Source organism: Paracoccus sp. pheM1 (assembly GCF_018499825.1).
GTDB classification, from domain to species: Bacteria; Pseudomonadota; Alphaproteobacteria; order Rhodobacterales; family Rhodobacteraceae; genus Paracoccus; species Paracoccus versutus.
In genome coordinates, this window is sequence record NZ_JAGXCX010000002.1 from 1,409,212 (window position 1) to 1,431,270 (window position 22,059).

General features: G+C 68.0%; 20 protein-coding genes. 12 read left to right on the plus strand and 8 right to left on the minus strand.

Annotation, left to right across the window (positions count from 1 at the left end):
• Window positions 1-60 precede the first annotated feature (60 nt).
• The gene (gene dctP, locus KF941_RS21055) at window positions 61-1,134 is read right to left on the minus strand and encodes a TRAP transporter substrate-binding protein DctP (RefSeq protein WP_214274412.1); all 1,074 of its coding nucleotides are present in this window, start codon (window positions 1,132-1,134) and stop codon (window positions 61-63) included.
• Window positions 1,135-1,365: 231 nt separating this feature from the next.
• On the opposite strand from dctP, the gene KF941_RS21060 reads away from it, so the two are divergent.
• From KF941_RS21060 to KF941_RS21070, 3 genes are read left to right on the plus strand one after another with little or no spacing between them, the layout of a single operon-like run.
• Entirely contained in the window at window positions 1,366-2,763 is a 1,398-nt protein-coding gene (locus tag KF941_RS21060; protein WP_214274413.1) for an MmgE/PrpD family protein, read from the plus strand.
• A 32-nt stretch (window positions 2,764-2,795) separates the two neighbouring features.
• Window positions 2,796-3,236, plus strand: coding sequence for a nuclear transport factor 2 family protein (locus tag KF941_RS21065; RefSeq protein WP_214274414.1), 441 nt, complete (start codon window positions 2,796-2,798; stop codon window positions 3,234-3,236).
• Between the two features lie 27 nt (window positions 3,237-3,263).
• The gene (locus KF941_RS21070) at window positions 3,264-4,034 is read left to right on the plus strand and encodes an SDR family NAD(P)-dependent oxidoreductase (protein WP_214274415.1); all 771 of its coding nucleotides are present in this window, start codon (window positions 3,264-3,266) and stop codon (window positions 4,032-4,034) included.
• 18 nt (window positions 4,035-4,052) lie between these two features.
• On the opposite strand, the gene KF941_RS21075 is transcribed toward KF941_RS21070, so the two are convergent.
• The gene (locus KF941_RS21075) at window positions 4,053-4,946 is read right to left on the minus strand and encodes a LysR family transcriptional regulator (RefSeq protein ID WP_214274416.1); all 894 of its coding nucleotides are present in this window, start codon (window positions 4,944-4,946) and stop codon (window positions 4,053-4,055) included.
• A gap of 163 nt (window positions 4,947-5,109) precedes the next feature.
• Between KF941_RS21075 and KF941_RS21080 the strand changes: the two genes are divergently transcribed.
• Both KF941_RS21080 and KF941_RS21085 read left to right on the plus strand, forming a co-directional pair.
• Window positions 5,110-6,033: an alpha/beta hydrolase gene (locus KF941_RS21080; RefSeq protein ID WP_036760579.1), complete on the plus strand. Its 924-nt coding sequence runs from the start codon at window positions 5,110-5,112 to the stop codon at window positions 6,031-6,033.
• A gap of 205 nt (window positions 6,034-6,238) precedes the next feature.
• A complete protein-coding gene (locus KF941_RS21085; protein WP_214274417.1) occupies window positions 6,239-7,393 on the plus strand; it encodes a CaiB/BaiF CoA-transferase family protein in 1,155 nt (384 codons plus the stop codon).
• 27 nt (window positions 7,394-7,420) lie between these two features.
• On the opposite strand, the gene KF941_RS21090 is transcribed toward KF941_RS21085, so the two are convergent.
• Window positions 7,421-8,416, minus strand: coding sequence for a LysR family transcriptional regulator (locus KF941_RS21090; RefSeq protein ID WP_214274418.1), 996 nt, complete (start codon window positions 8,414-8,416; stop codon window positions 7,421-7,423).
• Between the two features lie 319 nt (window positions 8,417-8,735).
• Here KF941_RS21090 and KF941_RS21095 point away from each other — a divergent pair, with 319 nt between their 5' ends.
• A complete protein-coding gene (locus KF941_RS21095; protein WP_072464290.1) occupies window positions 8,736-9,806 on the plus strand; it encodes a zinc-binding dehydrogenase in 1,071 nt (356 codons plus the stop codon).
• A 19-nt stretch (window positions 9,807-9,825) separates the two neighbouring features.
• Window positions 9,826-11,295, plus strand: coding sequence for an aldehyde dehydrogenase (locus KF941_RS21100; protein WP_214274419.1), 1,470 nt, complete (start codon window positions 9,826-9,828; stop codon window positions 11,293-11,295).
• Between the two features lie 14 nt (window positions 11,296-11,309).
• Here the strand turns inward: KF941_RS21100 and KF941_RS21105 are convergent, their stop codons facing one another.
• The 5 genes from KF941_RS21105 to KF941_RS21125 form a co-directional block, all read right to left on the minus strand.
• Window positions 11,310-12,128, minus strand: a complete 819-nt coding sequence (locus tag KF941_RS21105; protein ID WP_072464292.1) for a thioesterase family protein — start codon at window positions 12,126-12,128, stop codon at window positions 11,310-11,312.
• Entirely contained in the window at window positions 12,125-13,357 is a 1,233-nt protein-coding gene (locus KF941_RS21110; protein WP_036760598.1) for an acetyl-CoA hydrolase/transferase C-terminal domain-containing protein, read from the minus strand. Before KF941_RS21110 ends, KF941_RS21105 begins: the two co-directional genes overlap by 4 nt.
• A 64-nt stretch (window positions 13,358-13,421) precedes the next feature.
• On the minus strand, window positions 13,422-14,711 hold the full coding sequence (locus tag KF941_RS21115) for a TRAP transporter large permease (protein WP_214274420.1): 1,290 nt from the start codon (window positions 14,709-14,711) through the stop codon (window positions 13,422-13,424).
• Window positions 14,708-15,241: a TRAP transporter small permease gene (locus tag KF941_RS21120; protein ID WP_214274421.1), complete on the minus strand. Its 534-nt coding sequence runs from the start codon at window positions 15,239-15,241 to the stop codon at window positions 14,708-14,710. Before KF941_RS21120 ends, KF941_RS21115 begins: the two co-directional genes overlap by 4 nt.
• A gap of 302 nt (window positions 15,242-15,543) precedes the next feature.
• Complete coding sequence (locus KF941_RS21125) at window positions 15,544-17,031, minus strand: aldehyde dehydrogenase (RefSeq protein ID WP_214274422.1); 1,488 nt, start codon at window positions 17,029-17,031, stop codon at window positions 15,544-15,546.
• Window positions 17,032-17,401: 370 nt separating this feature from the next.
• Between KF941_RS21125 and KF941_RS21130 the strand changes: the two genes are divergently transcribed.
• The 5 genes from KF941_RS21130 to KF941_RS21150 all read left to right on the plus strand — a co-directional run bounded on the left by KF941_RS21130 (window position 17,402) and on the right by KF941_RS21150 (window position 22,039).
• Window positions 17,402-18,547 (plus strand): acyl-CoA dehydrogenase family protein, encoded by a 1,146-nt coding sequence (locus KF941_RS21130; RefSeq protein WP_116222638.1) that lies wholly within the window; start codon window positions 17,402-17,404, stop codon window positions 18,545-18,547.
• Window positions 18,548-18,633: 86 nt separating this feature from the next.
• On the plus strand, window positions 18,634-19,128 hold the full coding sequence (locus tag KF941_RS21135) for a MaoC/PaaZ C-terminal domain-containing protein (RefSeq protein ID WP_214272643.1): 495 nt from the start codon (window positions 18,634-18,636) through the stop codon (window positions 19,126-19,128).
• A 4-nt stretch (window positions 19,129-19,132) separates the two neighbouring features.
• On the plus strand, window positions 19,133-20,356 hold the full coding sequence (locus tag KF941_RS21140; RefSeq protein WP_036761366.1) for a thiolase family protein: 1,224 nt from the start codon (window positions 19,133-19,135) through the stop codon (window positions 20,354-20,356).
• Between the two features lie 11 nt (window positions 20,357-20,367).
• Entirely contained in the window at window positions 20,368-20,781 is a 414-nt protein-coding gene (locus KF941_RS21145; protein ID WP_036761365.1) for an OB-fold domain-containing protein, read from the plus strand.
• A gap of 58 nt (window positions 20,782-20,839) precedes the next feature.
• On the plus strand, window positions 20,840-22,039 hold the full coding sequence (locus KF941_RS21150) for a CoA transferase (protein WP_072464159.1): 1,200 nt from the start codon (window positions 20,840-20,842) through the stop codon (window positions 22,037-22,039).
• Window positions 22,040-22,059: the final 20 nt, after the last annotated feature.

Genomic DNA, 22,059 nt, shown 5'->3' on the forward strand with positions numbered 1-22,059 from the left:
GCAACGGGATGATCCGTCGCCGGCCCAGGAACCGGGCCGATGTCCTGCTGCGGATCGCGCCTATTCGGCTGCTTTGCCGCGATAGGCGTCCAGGATGGCCTGCCCGTCCTTGCCGGCCGAGGACATGTCGCCCAGCCAGGCGTCGATCACGCCGGGGAAGGGGGCTTCCCAGCGGGCGTTTTCCTCGGGCGACAGGGTGACGACGGTATGGCCCTTGCCGGCCACGATGTCCTCGCGGATGGAAAGCGTGTTTTCCTGCTGCCAGGTGCAGAGGTTCTCGCGCGCCTTGGCCGCGGCTTCGGTGAAATGCTGCTGCACCTCGGGGGGCAGCTTGTTCCAGGTCTCGTTCCGCATCGCATAGATGATGGCGGTGCCGCCGAAACGCGGGCCCTGGACGGAATATTTCAGCAGGTCCGGCAGATCGTAGTCGGGAAGCCCGATATAGTTGTAGAGCGCGCCGTCGATCGTCCCGCGGCTGAGCGAATCGTAGACTTCCGACACGGTGATCTGCACCGGCACCGCCCCCAGGGCCGAGATGGTCCTGACCCCGGAATTGCCGACCGCGCGGATCTTCTTGCCCTTGATCGCCTCGAGGTTCTGCGGATCGGTCTTGCCCATGAACAGGTTGTAGCCCGGCTGGACATTGGCAAACAGCAGCCGCACGCCCTGGGGGTCGTATTCGGCCTGGCCCAGCACCCCGTCCGGCGCGGCGATGGCCGACATGCTGGCGCTGGCCTCGCAGGAATCGGCGTAAAGGCCGGGCAGCTCGGCCACCGACGAAAGCGGCAGCTTCTGCGCGTTATAGGCGGGGATGACGATGGCGATGTCCGCCAGCCCGGATTGCAGCGCGGCCAGCGTATCCTTGCCCAGCTGGCCCGAGGGATAGACGGTGAAGCTGACCTGGCCGTCCGTGGCCTTCTCGACCGCGTCGACCATCTTCTTGCCGCCCTCGGCCCAGAGGTAAAGCTCGTTCGAGAACAGATGCGCGACCTTCAGCTCGATCTTGTCCTGGGCCAGAACGGGCGTCGCCGCGGCCGCCGCCAGCAGCGCGCCGGACAGCAGACGGCGCAGGACGGGCGGTCTGCCTTGGCTCTTGTGCCTGTCGGCCCGCCGCGCTGATGATGCCTTTGTCATGAGGTTTCCTCCCTGTCGCCGTTGTCGGATCGGCGACTTCATGGCTGGGGAATGTCTTCCCCTGATCCCCTCCGGGCAACGCTTTTCGCCCCGGCCATAGGGCGAGCCTGCATGGGCCATAGAGAGGGGCGCGCGTTTTTGCGGTGGCCCGAAAGCCGGGGAAGCACGACCATGGGCGGGCAAGGCGGCGCCCGGTCGCGCCGCCGGTTCGCTGGACGGAGGAGACCCGAGATGAAGCAGGATGCGCCGAACACGGCTGGCCTGACGCTGCGGCTGGCCACGCATGTCGCGGCCCTGGCCAATGCCATGCCGAGTGCCGAGGATACCGAGGCGATGCGCCGGCTGTTCCTGGACGGGTTCATCGTCTCGCTGTGGGGGATCACCCGGCCGGCGGTGCGGCAGATCTCGGAATGGTCGCGACGCTTTGCCGGGACCGGGCCCAGCATGGTGCTGGGCGCCGACTGGACCGCCGATCCCTCGGTCGCGGCGCTGGTGCATGGCACGGCCGGCCACGCCTATGAGCTGGACGACACCCATGACGTGACCACCAGCCATCCCGGCTGCGTCATCATTCCCGCGGCGCTGGCGGTGGGGGCGCAGACCGGCGCCTCGCAGGCCGACCTGTTCCGCGCCGCCATCGCCGGCTACGAGGCGATGGCGCTGATCGGCGGCTGCGCCGGCGGGCTCGAGACGGTGCATCGCGGCTTTCACCCGACCTCGGTCTTCGGCTCGTTCGGGGCGGCGACCGCGGCGGTCGCCCTGCGGGCCTATGCGCGCGGGCAGGAGGTCACGCCCGACATGCTGCTGCAGGCATGGGGCCATGCGCTGTCGCAGGCCTGCGGCTCGATGCAGTTCTCGGCCGAGCCGACGGGGGGCGAGGTCAAGCGCGTCCATGCCGGGCTGGGCGCGCGCAACGGCGTGCTGGCCGCGGATTTCGCCGAACTCTCGGCCGTGACCGCGCCCCTGCAGGCGGCCGAGGGCGCCTATGGCGTGGCCGGCCTGTTCGGCGGCCCGCTGCAAGCGGTCGAGCCGGGCGAGAAGCAGATCCATGTCATCAGCCTCAAGCCCTATTCCTGCTGCCGGCTGTTCCATTCGACCATCGACGCCCTGCGCGAGGTGACGGATGATTTCACCGTCCCCACCGACAGCATCGCCGAGATCCTGATCCAGGGTCCGCGCCTGGTCGCCGAACAGCACATGACGCGGGCCGAATCGACCATGACCGCGCAATACAGCTGCCCCTATATCGTCGCGGCGACCCTGGCCTACGGCCCGACCCGCTACGACGCCTATGGCGAGGAATTCCTGGACGATCCGCGCATCCTGTCGCTGGTCGCCAAGGTCCGCTTCCAGGTCGATGCCGAGATCGAGCGGGAATATTACCCGCGCCAGTTCGCCTCGCGCGTGACGATGCGCCTTGCCGATGGCGGCACGCGCTCGGCCCTGGTGGTGGACAGCGTGGGCACGGCCCGCAAGCCGCTGAGCGTCGAACAGATCATCGCCAAGGGCGAAGGGCTGGCGCATCTGGGCCGCTTCCCCAGCGGCGGCGCGCTGGCCGCCGCGCTTTGGGACGACGCAAGCGACGCCCGCAGGCTCGCGGAGGTTCTGAACGGCACGCCCGCTGCCTGAGCCGCGGCTGCCACATCCAGGAGGAGGAAGGAATGACGGCCGAGGACAAGCTGCAACGCCTGCTCGACATCGAGGACATCAAGACCCTGATGGCGAAATACTGCCACGGCATCGACAGGAAGGACGAACCGACCTTCATGAGCATCTGGGCCGAGGACGGCGACTATCTGCTGCCCCGCGGCGAGGGGCATGGCACCGACGGCATCCGGCAACTGGTGCAGAAGGTCTGGCGCGAGGTGCCGCAATGCCACCACCACATCACCAACCCGGTGATCGAGGTGGACGGCGACAAGGCCGCGGCCAAGACCGACGTGACCTATTTCCGGCTGACCGCGGACGGCATCCACCAGCTTCTGTCGGGGGGTTACGCCTTCAGCTTTGCCCGCACCGGCGCGGGCTGGAAGGTGCGGTCGCTGAAGTTCGAAAGCTTCGTTTCGGCCAGCCCGGTCTTCAAGGAAAACATCCGGGGCTGATCCCCGCGGCAAGGGATGGAAGCGATCATGAGAATGCAGGGAAAACGCGCCGTGGTGACGGCGGGCGCCTCGGGCATGGGCCGGGCCGGCGCCCGGCTTTTCGCGCAGAACGGCGCCAGCGTCGCGGTGGTGGACGTGAACGCCGAGGCCACGGCCGAGGTCGTGGCCGGGATCGAGGCAGAGGGCGGCAAGGCGACAGGCATCGTCGCCGACCTGTCCCGCCCCGAGGAATGCAGGCGCATCATCGCCGAGGCGGCCGAAGCCCTGGGCGGCATCGACGCGCTGTGGTCCCATGCCGGGACGCCCGGCCCGACCGAGGTCGAGGGCATCGACCTGGAGCAATACGACTTTTCCGTGGCGCTGAACCTGACCTCGGCCCTGGTCTGCGCGGGCGAGGTGGCGCCGCATATGCGCGCCGCGGGCGGGGGTGCGATCCTCTTCACCTCGTCGGTCGGCGGGCTGGTCGGCTCGATGATGAGCCCGGTCTATTCGGCGGTGAAGTTCGGCATCGTCGGCTTTACCCAGTCGCTGGCGCAGCGCTTTGCCGCCGACCGCATCCGGGTGAACGCGGTCTGCCCCGGCCCGGTCGAGACGCCGATGCTGCCCTTCTTCATGAACCGCAACGTGGACGAGGCCGGCAAGGAGGCCAACCTGGCCCGCATCATGGCCGCCGTCCCGCTGGGTCGCCTGGCCCAGCCCGAAGAGATCGCCCATGCCGCGCTGTGGCTTCTGTCGGACGATGCCTCTTATGTGACGGGCGTGGCGCTGCCGGTCGATGGCGGCTACGTCGCCCGCTGAGCGCCCTGCGCGACCGCTTCAGGCGCGGCCGCGCAATTCCTCGATCAGCGCCGCCAGCGCCGGGGGCTGCTGGCGGCGGCTGGGATAATAGAGGTGATAGCCCTCGAAGGTCTTTCTGCAATCGGCCAGCACCTCGACCAGCCGCCCGTCGCACAGATGCGCGTCCACATAGCCCAGGGGCAGGTAGGCATAGCCGAACCCCGCCAGGCAGGCCGCGCGCACCAGCGCGATCGAGGTAAAGACCTGCCGCCCGGAAATGGTGACATGCATGTCCTTGCCATCCACGGTGAAATGCCACGGGAAGATCTCGCCATGCGTCGGCAGCCGCAGGTTGATGCAATCCTGCCCCGCCAGATCCTGCGGCCGGGCGGGCGCCTTGCCCGCGGCCACCCGTTCGGGCGTCGCCACCACCGCCATGGGCACGTCCGGCCCGATGCGCAGCGCGATCATGTCCTGCGACACCAGCCGGCCGCGGCGGACGCCGGCGTCCTGGCGCTGGCCGATGATGTCGCCGCGCCCGTAATCCGTGGTCAGCTCCAGCGCGATGTCGGGATATTTGCGCAGGAAGGGCTGCAACAGCGGCCATAGCACGCTGTCGATGGCATATTCGTCGGCCGAGATGCGGATGGTGCCGGCGGGCTTGTCCCGCAGGCTGCCAAGCTGGGCGAAACCCTGCTCGATCTCGGCCAGGGCGGGGTGGACGCTTTTCAGCAGCCGCTCGCCCGCCTCGGTCAGCGAAACGTTGCGGGTGGTGCGGTTGAACAGGCGCACGCCGGTGCGTTCCTCGAGATTGCGGATCGTCTGGCTCAGCGCCGATTGCGACACCCCCAGCCGCGCGGCGGCGCGGGTGAAGTTGCCCTCTTCGGCGGCGGCGACGAAGGCGTTCAGGTCGCGAAGATCCTCGGTGTTCATTCATAAGACCCGCTAATGGCCGTATTCCGATTGCCCCATCTAATCGCAAGAAGCCGGCTTGGCTATATTCCGGTCATTGCGTCGGCCCAGCCGGTCCGCCCCATCTTCAAGACCTATCCTTGATCCCACCCCGCCCGATAGCGGCAAAGAGGAGAACCGAACCATGAAATCCGTGAGCTTCAGGAACAAGACCTGGGACGTGGCTGCCGACCTGCATCTTCCCGAAGGGTTCGACGAGGGCGGGAAATACCCGGCCATTATCGTCGCCCATCCGATCAGCTCGTGCAAGGAACAGACCGCGGCGATCTATGCCGCGAAACTGGCCGATCTGGGCTATGTCTGCCTGGCCTTCGACGCCTCGACTCAGGGCGCAAGCGGTGGGCCTGGGCGGTATCTGGAAGATCCGGCCACCCGCGTCGAGGATTTCCGCTGCGCGGTCGACTACCTGGTGGCGCAGGATTTCGTCGATGCCGACCGCATCGGCGTCCTGGGCATCTGCGGCGGCGGCGGCTATGCGGTCAATGCCGCGATGACCGAACGCCGCTTCAAGGCCGTCGCCACCGTCGTCGGCGCCAATTACGGCCGGATCTCGCGCGAGGGCGATCTCAGCCCCGACGCGGCCATCAAGGCGCTGGAGGGCATCTGCGCGCAGCGCACCGCCGAGGCGCGCGGGGCCGAGCCGGCGATCACCAGCTATATCCCGCGCTCGCAGGAGGAGCTGGAAGCCACGGGCATCAAGGACGTCGATGTGGTCGAGGCGGTGGACTACTACACCACCCAGCGCGGCCGGCAGCCCGGCTCGCCGAACAGGCTCAACGTGGTCAGCACGCAGGCCGGCTTCGGCTTCGATGCGTTCCATCTGGCGGACCAACTGCTGACCCAGCCCTTGCAGATCATCGTCGGCGGCGGCCAGGCCGGTGCCTTCGGCTCCTATCGCGACGGGTTCGAGCTGTTCGACAAGGCGCGCTCGGCCAGGAAGAACATCCTGGTCGTGCCCGGCGCCACTCATTACGACCTCTATGACCAGCCCGAGCCGGTCGGGAAGGCCATGGCGCAGCTCAAGACCTTCTTCGCCGAGAACCTCTAGCAGGGGCCGCTTCGGCAAGACCGAAATGCGGCTTCGAAATCTACGAGTTGGATGGCGGGCGCGGCGGGCCTAATTTCCGCCCCAAGGCGGCGCGTCCGGCAGAACGGAAAAGAGCCACGGCAAGGCTGGTTCGGAAGCGGCGGCGACGGGATCGTCCGCCGCTTTCGCTTGCGCCCCGTCCGGCGCCCATCACGAGGAGGAAGGCATGAGCAAGGCAAAAGGCCCGCTGGCGGGCATCAGGATCATCGAGCTGGGCGGGGTCGGCCCGGTGCCCTTTGCCGCGCTGCTGCTGGCCGACATGGGGGCCGAGGTCATCCGCATCGACCGCGCCGAGGCCGGCGACGGCGGCCTGCCGGGCGATCCGCGGCTGCATCTGCTCAACCGCGGCCGCCGCAGCCTGGCCCTGGACCTGAAGAACCCCAAGGCGGTCGAGACCGTGCTGCGGCTGGTGCGCGGTGCCGATGCGCTGATCGAGGGGTTCCGGCCCGGTGTCGCCGAGCGGCTGGGGCTGGGCCCCGAGGAATGCCAGGCCGCCAATCCGCGCCTGGTCTATGGTCGCATGACCGGCTGGGGGCAGGACGGCCCGCTGGCGCGCGAGCCGGGCCACGACATCAACTATATCGCCCTGACCGGCGTGCTGCATTCGGTGGGGCAGGCCGGCGGCCCGCCGGTCATCCCGCTGAACCTGGCCGGCGATTTCGGCGGCGGTTCGCTTTACCTGGTGATGGGCGTGCTTGGCGCGCTGCTCGAGGCCAGGGGCTCGGGGCGGGGGCAGGTGGTCGATGCGGCGATGGTGGACGGCTCGGCCTCGCTGATGACGCTGATCTACGGCGCGCTCGCCATGGGCTACTGGACGGATGAGCGCGGGGCGAACCGGCTGGATTCCGGCGCGCCCTTCTACAACGTCTATGAGACGGCGGACGGCAAGCATATCGGCATCGGCGCCAACGAGACGCGGTTTTATCGCAACGCGGTCAAGCTGCTGGGCCTTGAGGATGCCGGCCTGCCCGACCAGCACGACAAGGAAGGCTGGCCGCTGATCCGCGAGAAATTCGCCGAGGCCTTCCGCAGCCGCACCCGCGACGAATGGGTGGCGCTGGCCGAGGGGCGCGAGGTCTGCATTGCCCCGGTCCTGTCGCTGCACGAGGCGCCGGCGCATCCGCATCTGCGTGCCCGCCACACCTTCGTCGAGGTGGACGGAGTGATCCAGCCCGCCCCGGCGCCGCGCTTCAGCCGCACCCCCGGCGCCATCCAGTGCCCGCCTGCGCGTCCGGGCGAACACAGCGACGCGATCCTGGCGGACTGGGGCTTCTCGGGCCCGGAAATCGCGGCGCTGCGCGACAGCGGCGCCGTCGCCTGAGGCGCGGGCCGCGACCGATCCGGCCGGTCACTTCCGGCCGGGTTTCTCGTTGGCGATGAAGCGGGCGCGCAGGCCGTAGCGTTCGACCATCTCCTCGATGATCTTCAGCACGGTCTTTTCCACCGTCAGGCTGACCATCGACACCGCCCGGCTGCGCTTGCGCGTCAGGTAGACGGTGCGGTTGAAGCCGGGATCCTTGATGCGGATCAGCACCAGCTTGCCTTCCTCGACCAGCTTGGCGACCGGGGCATGGGGCAGGATGCTGAAGGCGCTGGCGCGGCTGACCATCTCGATGATCTGCGACAGCGAGTCGATCTCGACGATGACGTTGAGGTTCAGCCCATGGGCGCGGGCGAAGCGCTCGATGGCATGGCGGGCGCTGTGGGGCAGGCCGGGCATGACCAGCGGCAGCTCGCCCAGCTGCGAGGCGGGGATGGAATAGCCGCCGTCCTCGTCCGGCTCGACCGGGACATTGTCCTCGGCCGCCACGACGAAGATCTCTTCCTCCAGGATCGCATCGGTCTGAAAGCCGGTGCTGGGCGGCATGGTGTAGACGAAGCCCATGTCCAGCTGCTCCTGCTCGATCCAGTCGAGGATATGGCCCGACAGCCCCTCGGTCAGGTGCAGCCGGATGCCGGGCGCCTCGAGCCGCGTGGTCTCGGCCAGCGGGATGCTGACCAGCAGGCTCAGCGAAGGCGGCAGCCCGATCGAGACCGTGCCCTGCAATTCGTCGCTCATCTCGCGCAGGCTGTCGGTCAGGGCGCGCGCCACGTCGACCAGCTTGTGCCCCTCGCGCGCCAGGAAGCGGCCGGCCTCGGTCAGGGTGACGCCGCGCGGGCCGCGGATGGCGAGCTTGGTGTTCAGCCGCGCCTCCAGCCGCGCGACATGTTCCGACAGCGACGGCTGCGCCAGCCCCAGCGCATTGGCCGCCTTGGAGATGGAGCCGTGCTTGGCCAGCATCAGGAAATAATAGACATGCTTGATGTCGATGTCCGGCGCCTGCGCGCGGGTGGCTCTGCTCACGAATACTCCCCCTTGGACGGCGGATCGGGGCCATAGGCTTTCCCTTGAACATTCGGCAAGTCGGCCCGCCTGATCGTCGATCCTGCTCCCTGCCCGCCATTTTCGCGGCATGGCCGCATTATTGTCAAAGGGTTTTCCGCGACCGGCCTGGGACGGGGACGGCCATAGGGAAAAACGATGCCATGTCTAGGGCCTGCCGTTTTCGATAAGGCTTCTCGCCTGGAGGGGCAGGGGGTTATCAACAAGGTGCATCCGGCCGCGGCGGCCGGAGACGGCACGAGGCGCGGCGATCTTGCCGCCGGATCGGAGGGGGAATCCTATGCGCGGCATGGTCTTTCAAGGTGACAACAAGGTCGAGTTGCTGAATTTCGACGACCCGACGCCCGGCCCCGGCGAGGTGGTGGTCCAGATGAAGGCCTCGGGCATGTGCGGCAGCGACCTGCATTTCTATCGCCACGGCATGGCCGAGGTCATCAAGATGCTGGGCTTCAAGGATCTGGCGTCGCGCGGCATCGACCCCGATGCCCCGATCATCGGCGGGCACGAGCCCTGCGGCGTGATCGCCGAGGTCGGCGCGGGGGTGGATGCCAAGACCTTCAAGCCCGGCGACCGGGTGATGGTGTTCCATTACGAGGGCTGCACGCATTGCGACCATTGCCGCAGCGGCTGGACCCAGCTTTGCGACCAGGGGGCGGCGCCGCATGGCGTCATCAAGCACGGCGGCCATGCCGATTACATCAAGGTGCCGGCCAGTTCGCTGGTGCATCTGCCGTCCGACCTGTCCTTCAAGGGCGGCGCGGCGGTGACATGCGGCACCGGCACCGCCTATGGCGCGCTGCTGCGGCTGGACATCAGCGCCCGCGACACGCTGGCGGTCTTTGGCCTGGGCCCGGTCGGGCTGTCGGCGGTGCAGCTTGCCGCCGCCATGGGGGTCGAGGTGATCGGTGTCGACATCAACGCCCAGCGGGTGGCCAATGCGCGGAACTTCGGCGCGGCGCATGTGATCGACGCCAGCAAGCTGGATCCGGTCGAGGAAATCCACAAGCTGACCCGCGGCAAGGGCGTCTCCTGCGCCATGGATTGCGCCGGGGGCGAGGTGCCCAAGCAGCAGGCCGTGCGCTCGACCAGGGTCTGGGGCAAGATCGCGCTGGTCGCGGTGGGCGGCAACCTGAACGTGGACGGGATGAAGGACCTGATCGGCAAGCAGCGCACGGTGATCGGCTCCTACACCTTCTCCGAGGTGGGCATGAAGGATTGCGCCTGGTTCATCGCCGACCACGGCGTCGAGGTGGACAGGCTTTTCACCGACGAATGGAAGCTGGACCAGGCCGCCCAGGCCTATGAGGATTTCAACAAGCAGGCCGGCGGCAAGGGCGTCTTCCTGTTCTGAAGCAAAGGGGGAAACGGCCATGACGGCGCGGCGCATCGAACTGAAGCATCCCGGCAGGTTCTATATCGGCGGCGAATGGGTCGAACCGGCCGGGACCGGCACGTTCGACGTGCTGGATTGCGCGACCGAAGAGGTCGCGGCCACCGTCGCCCGTGCCGAATCCGCGGATATGCGCCGTGCCGTGCAGGCGGCGCGCGCGGCCTTCGACCAGGGTCCCTGGCCGCGCATGACCCCGGCCGAGCGCGCGCCCTTCCTGGAAAGGCTGGCCGAGCGGCTGGAGGCGATGAACGACGATTTCGCCCGGATCTGGAGCATCGAGTCCGGCGTCGTCTACAGGGTCGCGCAGCCGCGCATCGGCCTGTTCATCAGCGGCGCGTTCCGCCAATACGCCGCCATGGCCGCGACCTATCCCTTCGAGGTCGAGCAGCGCTCGCAGACCGGCCACAGGGGCCTGCGCGTGCAAGAGCCGGTGGGCGTCACCGCCGTCATCATCCCCTGGAACGGACCGGCGGGCCTTCTGGCCTACAAGGTCGCGCCGGCGCTGCTGGCCGGCTGCACGGTCATCGTCAAATCGGCGCCCGAGGCGCCCTGCTCGGCCTATCTTTTCGCCGAGATCTGCGACGAGATCGGCCTGCCGCCGGGCGTGGTGAACATCCTGACCGCCGACCGCGCCGAATCCGAGGAACTGGTGCGCGACCCCGGCGTGGACAAGATCACCTTCACCGGCTCGACGGCGGCCGGCCGGCGCATCGCCTCGGCCGCGGGCGAACGCATCGCGCGGGTCACGCTGGAACTGGGCGGCAAGTCGCCCGCCGTGGTGCTGGACGATTACGACATCGAGACGGCGGCGAATACGCTGGGCGGCTTTTTCTTCGGCTACCTGACCGGGCAGGTCTGCCACAGCCTGACGCGGATCATCGTGCCGCGTGCGAAACACGACGCCATGGTCGAGGCGCTGTCGGCGGTGGCGCAAGGGATCGTGCTGGGCGATCCCTTCGACGCGGCGACCACCTCGGGGCCGCTTGCGCTTGCGCGCCAGCGCGACACGGTGGAGCGCTATGTGGCGCAGGGCCTGGCCGAGGGCGCGCGGCTTGCCACCGGCGGCCGGCGGCCGTCGCATCTGAACCGGGGGTTCTTCTTCGAGCCGACGGTCTTCGGCAATGTCTCGAACGACATGACCATCGCGCGCGAAGAGATCTTCGGCCCGGTTCTGGGCGTGATCGCGGTCGAGGACGAGGCCGAGGCGATCCGCACCGCCAATGACACGATCTTCGGCCTGAACGGCGCGGTCTTCACCAACGACCGCGACCGGGCGCTGCGGGTGGCGCGGCAGATCCGTTCGGGCACGGTGGGCCACAACGGGCCGCGCACGGATTTCTCGATCGGCTTCGGCGGCTTCCGGCAGTCGGGCATCGGCCGCGAGGGCGGGCCCGAGGGGCTGGCCGCCTTCCTGGAAAGCAAGACCATCGTGCTGGACGAGCCCGCCTAGGCCGGGCCGGCGCGCTACAGCTCCAGCCGGCGCAGGAACTCCGGCACCGGGATGGCGCGGCGGGCGTTCAGGTCCACCGTGACCATGCTGTGCTCGACGAAGGCGAGCTTCTGGCCGGCATGGGTTTCGACCGAATGGGTGACGGTGAAGAATTTCGCCCCCACCTGCGACACGCGCGAGCGGATGCGGACGGGCGTGCCGGCGGCCGCATCGGAGATCTGCGTCACGCGGGTCTCGACCGCCATGCGGCTGATGCCGGTCTCGCGCCGCAATTCGTCGGTAAAGCCCAGCTGGCCGACATGGAAATGCGAGGCCAGCGCGACGCGGCGCACCAGCTCCTCGAACAGCAGCCGGCCGCGATGGTCCAGTTCCCAGGGGCGGATCGGCCCGGTCTCGGCCAGGGTGGCGCCGCGCTCGCTGTCCCAGCGGGCGTCGTCGCGACCGGCCAGGCCGCGGGGCAGGGCCAGGCGCGCGGCGCTGGCCGGGACGTCCGGCAAGAGGCCCCGCACGGCGATGCCGCCGATGTCCAGCGCCGTCGCCGCCAGCTGGCCCAGGCTGGACAGCCGGTGCAGGATCGCGCCGGCATGGGCGCCGTCCGCCAGCCGGGCCGAGCGGACCTCGACCCCGGCGCCGACGAAAAGCTCGCGGTGAAAGCGGATATAGCGGGTCAGCGGCGGGGCCTCGCCCAGGTCGGTGACGCCGGGCAGGGTCGGGATCGTCTCCAGCGCCAGCTGGAAGCTGCGGCCATAGAAACGCGCGTTCCAATGGTCGTTGAAGTCGCATTCCCAGCTTTCGACGCGGCTGTGCAGCGTCGGGATGCCGAACTCGCTCATCCCCATGGTCCTTTCTCATGCGCCTCGCGGGCCAGCGCCTCGCGGTGATCGGGATGGGCGATGGCGATCATGCGGTCAACCCGCTGGCGCAAGGACAGGCCGCGCAGGTCGGCCACGCCGTGTTCGGTGACGATCACGCAGGATTCCGCCCGCGGCACCGAGGCCGGGCCCGAAAGCCGGGCGACGATGCGGCTGTGCGCGCCCGCCGTCGAGGGCAGGGCGATGATCGGCACGCCGCCCGGACTGGCGCCGGCGGCGCGCAGGAAGTCGATGATGCCGCCCACCGCGCCGACATAGCGCCCGCCCGCGACCTCGCTGTTGACCTGGCCGGTCAGGTCCACCTCGACCGCCGAGTTCAGCGCCACGAAGCGGTCGAGCCGGCCCAGCACCTTTGGATCATGGGTGTATTCGGTGCCGCGCAGCTCGATCTGCGGGTTCAGGTGCGCCAGCCGGCGCAGGGCGGGGCCGCCCATCAGCACGCCGCCCACGGTGACGCCGGGGTCTATCGGCTTGCGGCTGTTGGTGATCACGCCCGCCTGCTGCAGGGCGGCCACGCCGTCGCCCAGGCTGCCGCTGTGGATGCCCAGGTCGCGGCGGTCGCCCAGTTGCGCCAGCGCCGCGTCGGGGATCGCGCCGATGCCGGTTTGCAGGGTGGCGCCGTCCTCGACCAGCGTGGCGACATGGCGGCCGATGGCGGTCTCGACCGGGCCGATGCGGGCGGGGGCGTCGGGCAGGGGCGCGTCGCTGTCCACCAGCAGCGCGAAATCGTCGCGGGTCAGGTAGGGGCCGCCGAAGGTCCAGGGCACGTCCGGGTTGACCTCGGCGATGATGGCGCGGGCGCGGGACAGGGGCGCGGTCAGGTATTCCCGCGCCATGCCCAGGCTGTAGCGGCCGCGCGCGTCGGGGGGCGAGACCTGCAGCATCGCCACGTCGGCGCGCAGCAGCTGCGGCAGGCGCGAGTAATGCACCGGCAGGATGTCCAGCACCCCGGCCTGCATCAGCGCGCGGTTGGTGCCGCTGGCGCAATAGGCCAGGAAGTCGATATGGTCGGCATGTTCGGGCCCGAGCAGGCCGGACAGGCCGATGCCCAGAAAGACCCGCACCCCGCCCAGCCGGCCGCGCTGCTCGGCCAGCATGCGGATCAGGCGGCGCGGCTCGGCATGGGACTGGCCCCAGATCAGGCAATCGCCCGGACGGATGATGCGGGACAGGTCGGGATCGGTGGGCATGGCTTTCTCCATGACGGCGCCCCGGCATGCCGGGGCGCCCGCGGTTTCGGTTTCGGGCCCCCCGTCACATGTGGTTCGGCAGCCACATGACCATGGCCGGGAAGGCCAGCATGATGGCGATGGCGATGAGGTGGGCCCAGACATGCGGCAGCACGCCCCAGAACACGTCGCCGGTCGGGATGCGGGCGTATTTCGACACCACGAAGCAGTTGAGCCCCAAGGGCGGCGTGACCAGCCCGACCTCGGCGGTGACGATCAGCACCACGCCGAACCACACCAGGTCGAAGCCCATCGAGGTCAGCAGCGGCGCCAGCACCGGCACGGTCAGCACCAGGATCGCCATCTGGTCCATGAAGCAGCCCAGGATCAGGATGACCACGATCAGCAGCACCATGATGACCCAGCGGTTGACATTCAGCGCGCCGACCCAGTCGATGATCATGGCGGTGGTCTGGGTCAGCGCGAAGAAGGTGGTGAAGACATGCGCGCCCAGGATGATGATCGCCAGCATGCAGGAGGTGCGGGTGGCCCGCGCGATGATGGCGTAGATCTCGGCGAGCGAGGTGTCCTTGTGGCGGCGGCTGAGATAGAGCAGGCCCGCGGCGAAGGCGCCGACGGCCGAGGCCTCGGTCGGCGTGGTGATGCCGGTGTAGATGGCGCCGGTGACGACCAGCATCAGCAGCACCATGGGCAGGATCAGCCGCAGCAGGGCCAGCTTTTCGCGCAGCGGGAAGGCCTGGCTCAGCGGCGCGTGCTCGGGGTTGCGCGCGGCCAGGACATAGACGGTCAGCGCGATGGTGAGGGTGACGAGGATGCCGGGCACGACGCCGGCGATGAGCATCTTGGCGACGCTGACATCGGCCAGCAGCGCATAAACCACCATGGCGATCGAGGGCGGGATCAGCATGGCGAGCGTGCCCGAGATGGCGACGACGCCCGATGCCATGCGCTTGTCGTAGCCGTATTTCAGCATGGCCGGCAGCGAGGTCGAGGCGAGCGTGGCGGCGGATGCGGTCGAGGATCCGCAGATGGCGCCGAAGCCTGCGCCGGCGAGCGCGGTTGCGATGCCGAGCCCGCCGCGGACCCGGCCGAACCACGCGGCCGCGGCCTGGAACAGGTCGTCGGCGACGCCCGAGCGCAGCACGAACTCGGCCATCAAGAGGAACATCGGGATGGCGAGGAATTCATAGGACGAGGCGCTGTCCTTGGGCATGCTCGCCAGGATGCCCATCATGGCCGAGGGGCCGCCGATCCAGAGGATCCCGAGCGCGCCCGAGGCGATGAGCGTGAAGCCGACCGGCATGCCCGCCGCCAGCAGCACGAACATGAGAAGGACGATGATGGTGGCGATCATTCGTGATGTTCCTTGATTTCGACGCCGGTGGTGTGATCGACGACATCGGGATCGGATCCGCGCAGCAGCAGGGTCAGGGCATGGGCGCAAAGGCGCACCACCAGCAGGGCAAAGCCCAGCACGATGGGCAGCTGCGACAACCAGGCCGGCCAGGTGATGTAGCCGGGCAGGAATTCGTTGCGGGTATAGGCATGGACCATCTCGCCCCAGGCGCCATGGGCGACGACGGCGAAGATCGCGGCGCCCAGCAGCGACCACAGGATGTCCAGCACGCGGCGAAGCCGCGGCGCCATGATGCTGCGGAACAGGTCGATATTGATGTGGTCGCCCTGCTGGAACGTGGCCGAGATCGCGAAATAGGTCGCGGCGATCATCAGGTAATAGCTGATCAGTTCGAAGGCCCAGGGCAGCGGCGCGTGAAAGGCATAGCGCGAGAACGCGTCATAGGACACGATCAACATGATCAGCGTGACGCATATGACGGCAAGCGCAAGCCCCAGCCGTTCCAGTGATATGATAACCTTTCCCATTTCTCCTCCCATGTGCCGCCAGCCGGGACGGCGCCGATTTTTCAGATGACCCGGCCTTGCGGCCCGCGCGCGCAAGCGAAGCCCGATCGGCCCCTTTTCTCCTGGTCCGATGATTTCCGGCTTGTGTCCGATAGGGTTGCCCGCGATCGGCGGGCATCGGATCCGGGGTAGATGCGGCCGATTTTACATCCGCAGCCGCGTTTCCCGCAAACCTTCCCAAAGGCATCATCGCCGAAGCGGGACGTCCCATAGGGAAAGGCTATGGTTTTGGCAGACGCATAGCCAATCCCATGGCCGGCCCCTCAGGCATAGGGGTTCGCTGCCTGTCCGGTGGTGCTGATGACCGTGGTGCGGGTTTCCAGGTAGGGGTCGAGCGCGTCGATGCCGTTCTCGCGCCCCCAGCCGCTTTGCTTGAAGCCGCCATAGGGCAGCGACCAGCGCACGTAGCGATAGGTATTGACCCAGACGCTGCCGGCCTCGATCCGGTTCGAGACCCGATGCGCCCGGCCCAGGTCGTTGGTCCAGAGCCCCGCGGTCAGGCCGAAGGGCGTGTCGTTGGCGATCTCGATCGCCTCTTCCTCGCCATCGAAGGGGATCAGCGCGGCGACCGGGCCGAAGATTTCCTCGCGGGCGATGCGCATCTGGTTGGTCACGCCGGCATAGATCGTGGGCTCCACGAAATAGCCGCCGGCCAGGTCCGGCCGGTCGATCCGGCGGCCCCCGGCCAGGAGTTCGGCGCCCTCCGCGCGGCCGATCTCGAAATAGGACAGGGTCTTGTCCAGCTGCTGCTGGCTGTTTTGCGGCCCCATCCGGGTCGCCTCGTCCATCGGCATGCCGACGCGCACGGTGGCGGCGCGCTGGCGGAACATCTCGGCCACGCGGTCGTAGACCGGGCGCTCGACCAGCACCCGCGACCCCAGCGCGCAGCTTTGCCCGCAATTCGTCCAGGCCGAGGAGGTGGCCGAGTTCAGCGCCTGCTCCAGGTCGGCATCGGCAAAGATGATATGCGGTGCCTTGCCGCCCAGCTCGAAGGTAAAGCGCTTCAGGCTGTCGGCGCCGGTCTTCAGCATGCGCTTTGCGGTCGCCCCCGAGCCGGTGAAGGACACCTTGTCCACGCCCGGATGGCCGACCAGGTGGTCGCCGATCTCGTGCCCGTGGCCGGGGACGATGTTCAGGACGCCCGGCGGCAGGCCCGCACGCTCGGCGATGCGGCCCAAGAGCAGGGTCGAGACCGGCGTGGTTTCGGCCGGCTTCACCACCAGGGTGCAGCCGGCGGCCAGCGCCGCGCCCAGCTTCAGGCAGATGGTCATCAGGGGCGCGTTCCAGGGCGTGATCGCGGCGACCACGCCGACCGGGACGCGGGTGGTGAAGCAATGCACGCTGTCGTCCATCGGCACCGTGGTGCCCAGCGTCTTGTCGGCCAGCGAGGCGAACCAGTGATACCAGGCCACCTCGGCGCCCAGGTCGGCGCGGGCATCGACGATCAGCCGGCCGCTGTCGCGGACCTCATGCTCGATGATCTCGGGGATCGCCTCGCGGAAGGCCTCGGCAAAGCGGCGCAGCATGGCCGCGCGCTCATGCGCCGGCATCCGCCGCCAGGGGCCGCGAAAGGCGGCGCGGGCGGCCTCGACGGCGCGGTCGACGTCCTGCTTGCCGGCAAAGGCGACCAGCGCCCAGGGCCTGCCGGTGGCGGGGTCGATGCTGTCCACCAGCGCGCCGTCGATCGGCTTCACCCATTCGCCGTTTATATAGAGATGCTCGAAACGCTCTGGTTCCGTCGCCTTGGCCATGTCTTTCCTCCCCGATGCCGGGCGCGAATCCTGCCGGACGAACCGCAGGTGAATCTGCGCGGGAGTTTAGGGACGGGCTTTTGCCCTAGGCAAGCATCCTGCCGAAAGGCGGCGGAAGTCATAGGGATATTCATGACGAGATATAGAAAAACCCAATAACCAGGCGGCGCTGGGAAAGGAGCCGCGAAAAATTCTCCATGAATAACAGCTGGTTGAATTTTTCGATGTTCCGCCGGCCAGCCAATTCGATTTTCTCGAATTGCCGTTTCAGGAAACGCAAGTTGGTTCCTGGGCCGCGTCTGCCTAGCTTGCCCTCAACGCGGCCTGGCGGATCGCCCGGTCGCCGTACTATGGATTTCAGGAGGATGGAATGGACAGGAATTTTCTGGACGAGGGGCAGGCGCTTTGGCTTGAGACGGTGAACCGTTTCATGGATGACGAGGTGACTGTCGAATATATCCGCAAATGCGACATGAACCGCGACTATCCCTATGAAGCCTATGACAAGATCGCCAGGCAGGGCTGGCTGGGGCTGCTGTTCAAGGAAGAGGACGGCGGCGCCGGCGGCGACATCTTCGACTACACGCTGATGGCCGAGGGCCTGGGCAAATACGGCTTCGACTTCGCCGCCGCCATCCTGGTGCCGACCTTCACCGCGATGAACATCCAGAAATACGGCAGCGAAGAACAGAAGGCGCAATACATCAAGCCCTTCATCGACGGCAAGATCCGCTTCTCGGTCTCGATCTCGGAACCGGGCGCGGGGTCGGACGCCTCGAACACCGCCACGCGGGCGCGGCGCGACGAGAACGGCGACTGGATCGTCACCGGCTCGAAGCTGTGGTGTTCGGGCGCGGCGGCGAACAACACCGTCATCGCCATGCTGGTGCGCACCGATGCCGACGACAAGCATGGCGGGCTGTCGATCCTGCTGATCCCGAACGACACGCCGGGCATGGTCATCAACAAGCTGCCGACGCTGTCGCGCCACGCCACCGGCACCACCGAGATCTTCCTCGACGAGGTCAAGGTGCCCGGCAACGCCCTCCTGGGCAAGGAAGGCCAGGGCTGGGAAATCATCCTGGCGCATCTGGAGCTGGAACGCTGCTCGGTCGCCGCCGCCTATGTCGGCAACGCCCAGACCGCGGTGAACAAGGCCACGCAATACGCCCATGAACGCATCCAGTTCGGCCGCCCGATCTGGGACTTCCAGGTGCTGCGCCACATGCTGGCCGAGCGCCAGACCGAAGTCGATGCCGCCCGCCTGCTGTGCTATCGCGCCGCCCGCATGGCGGCGGCCAAGATCCCCTGCTCGCGCGAGGTGTCGATGGCCAAGCTTTATGGCTCCGAGACGCTGAAGCAATGCGCGCTGACCGGGATGCAGGTGCTGGGCGGCCACGCCAACCTGCCCGAGGCCGACATGGAGCGCTACCTGCGCGAAAGCGTGCAGTCCACCATCGGCGGCGGCACCTCGCAGATCCAGAAGACGATCATCTCGAAGTCGATGCGGCTCTGACCCGCGTCGCGCGGCGCCGCCGGCCGCCTCCCCGCCGCGGCGCCGCCTCCCCCAAGGAGGATGCAACCCATTGAAAGGATGAAGCCATGATTGCGGACAATCGCGTCAACACCCCGCTGGACGAGCTGGAAATCGGCCATGTCTTCCGCTCGCCCGGCCGCACCGTGACCGAAACGGATGTGGTCAATTTCTGCATGCTGACCGGCAACTGGATCGAGATCCACTCGAACACCGAATATTCGTCCAAGACCCGCTGGGGCGAACGCATCGTGCAGGGCCAGCTGACCTTCTCGCTGATCTCGGGGCTCCTGCAGTTCGGCCCGGCGATCCAGGCCAATTACGGCGTGGACAAGCTGCGTTTCCTGCACCCGGTCAAGATCGGCGACACGGTCTATGCCACCGGCGAGGTCATCGCCAAGAAGGACAAGGACGACAAGTTCGGTGTCGGCACCTTCCTGATCAAGGCCTATAATCAGAACAGCGACGTGCTTCAGCGCAGCGAATGGTCGATCCTGATGCTGCGCAAGCGTGCCGACCTGGAAGAGCTGATGGCCCAGGCCACGCCGATCTTCAAGGACTGACGCCATGAGCCCCAGCCCCGCCACCGGCCCTGTCGCCGCCATCGTCGGCATGGGCGATGCCTATGCCAGCCGCGACAACCGCAAGGATCCGATGCGGCTGGCGGTCGAGGCCGCCCGCGCCGCGCTGAAGGACGCCGGCATCGGCCGGCAGCAGGTCGACGCGGTCTTCACCGGCCGCTCGCCCTGGGCCGACAAGCGCTCGCAATGGTCCAACATCTTCATCTCGCACATGCAGATGCCGGTGACGATCAACAGCGAGCTGACGATGCACGGCGCGGGCCTGACCGCCAGCCTGGGCATGGCCGCGCAGATGATCGCCGCCGGCAAGGCCGAATACGTGCTCTGCCTGCAAAGCGACGCCACCGAGCTTTTCGTCGATGCCGTCGCCATGGGCGCCGAGGCCGATGCCGACCCGCAGTTCGAGATCCCCTACGGCCCCACCATCCCCTCGCTCTATGCCCAGGCGGCCTGCCGCTACATGCACGAGTTCGGCGTGACCGAGGAGGATTTCGCCCAGGTCGCCATCGCCAACCAGGCATGGGGCGTGAAGCACCCCCATGCCGCCAAGGCCCGCTTCGGCGAGATCGACGCGCAGAAGGTGCTGGCCTCGCCCTATGTCTCGAGCCCGCTGCGGCGCTGGATGTGCTCGACCTGGGGCGGCGGCACCGGCGGGGCGCTGGTGGTGACCTCGGCCGGGAACGCCCGCAACTTCGCGGCGCCGGTCTACCTGCTGGGCTACGGCTCGGCCTCGACCCATGAATACCTGGGCGACCGGATGAACATGCGCCGGGCGCGCTTCGACACGCTGGGCCCGCTGCCCAACATCACCCATACCGCGACGGCCGAGGCGGCGCGCCAGGCCTTCGCCCAGGCCGGCATCGGCCGCGACGACATCGACATGGCGCAGATCTCGGTCAATTTCGCGCATATGGGGCCGATCATCCTCGAGGACCTGGGCTTTGCCGAAAAGGGCAAGGGCGCGCGGCTCTACCGCGAGGGGCGCACCGGCATCGACGGCGACCTGCCGCTGGACACCAACGGCGGCTGGCTGTCCTTTGGCCAGCCGGGGATTTCGTGCAACATGGACAGCTATGTCGAGGCCATCCGCCAGCTGCGCGGCACCGCGCTGGGGGCGGCGCCGTCGAAGCGGCCGCAGACGGTGCTGGTGCAGGGCTCGGGCGGCATGCTGGCGGCCGGCGCCGTCGCCATCCTCGGCAACCGGACCTAAGGGGAGACGCCATGGAAATCGAATATGTCGACGGCTTTCCGCAGCCTTATGCGCAGATGGACGCCGCGCCCTATTGGCAGGCCTGCGCGCGGGGCGAGCTGACCTACCAGCATTGCACCGGCTGCGGCGCGGTGGTGTGGCCGGCGCGGTCCTTCTGCCCGGAATGCGACGGCGAGGCCTTGGAATGGCGGCGCTCCTCGGGCAAGGGGCGGATCTATTCCCACAGCACGGTGGGCCGCGGCCCGACCCCGGCCTGGCAGGCGATCGCGCCCTACACCGTCGGCTTCGTGGTGCTGGAGGAGGGCTATCACCTCTTCACCCAGATCGAGGGCAAGCCCGAGGACATGCGCATCGGCCGCCCCGTCGAGGTCGCCTTCATCAAGCGCGGCAGACAAACCCTGCCCGTCTTCCGATGCGCAGAATGAAAATGAGCGTTTCCGGCAGGCTGGTCGGGGACGCCGGGACATTTGAAGGGGGAGAACGATGCCGGGACCGCTTGCGGATGTGAAGGTCATCGACCTGACCTCGAATTTCATGGGGCCTTATGGCTCGCTGCTGCTGGCCGACCTGGGCGCCGACATCTGCAAGGTCGAGGCGCCCGGCGGCGACACCACCCGCGGCGTCGGCCCCGCCCGCAATCCGGGCATGAGCGTCATCTTTCTGCACCTGAACCGCAACAAGCGCAGCATCGTGCTGGACCTCAAGAACCCGGCGGGGCTGGCGGCCCTGAAGAAGATGCTGCAATCGGCGGACGTGCTGCTGCACAGTTTCCGGCCCAGGACGCTGGCCAGGCTGGGCCTGTCCTTCGACGAGGTTCACAAGCTCAACCCGCGGCTGGTCTATTGCGGCTGCTTCGGTTTCGGCCAGGACGGTCCCTATGCCGACCGTCCGGCCTATGACGACCTGATCCAGGCCGGCGTCGGCATGCCGGTGGTGCAGGGGCGGCGCAACAATGGCGAGCCGGTCTATGTCGCCTCGGCCATCGCGGACCGCATCGTCGGCATGGCCACGGCCAATGCGGTCACGGCGGCGCTTTATTACCGCGAGCGCAGCGGGCACGGCCAATGCGTCGAGGTGCCGATGTTCGAGACCTTCAGCCATTTCGTCATGGGCGACCACATGTATGGGCTGACCTTCGATCCGCCCATCGGCGACTGGGGCTATGTGCGCATGACCAGCCCCGACCGCCGGCCCTACAGGACCAAGGACGGCTATCTGGGCGTCAACGTCTACAACGACAAGCACTGGCACCGCTTCTTCCATCTCTCGGGCCATCCCGAGATGGCCGAGGATCCGCGCTATGCCACGATCTACGGCCGCACCCAGCATATCGACGAGCTTTACCGCTTCCTCGGCAAGGTTTTCGAGACCAGGACCAGCGACGAATGGGAAAGGCTGCTGACCGAGGCCGACATTCCGGTCATCAGGATGAACACGCCCGAAACCCTGCTCAGCGATCCGCATATGCAGGCGGTGGGCTTTTTCGGGATGCAGGACCACCCGAGCGAGGGGCGCCTGCGCACCATCGGCCTGCCGCAAAGCTGGAGCGAGAGCAAGCCCGAGCTGCGCCACCACAGCCCGCGGCTGGGCGAAAACACCATGGAACTGCTCGGCGAATACGGGTTCTCGGAGGATGAGGCCGCCGGCCTCGTTGCCAGCGGTGGCGCCCGGACGGCCGATTGAGCGAGACGGAGGAGACGGAA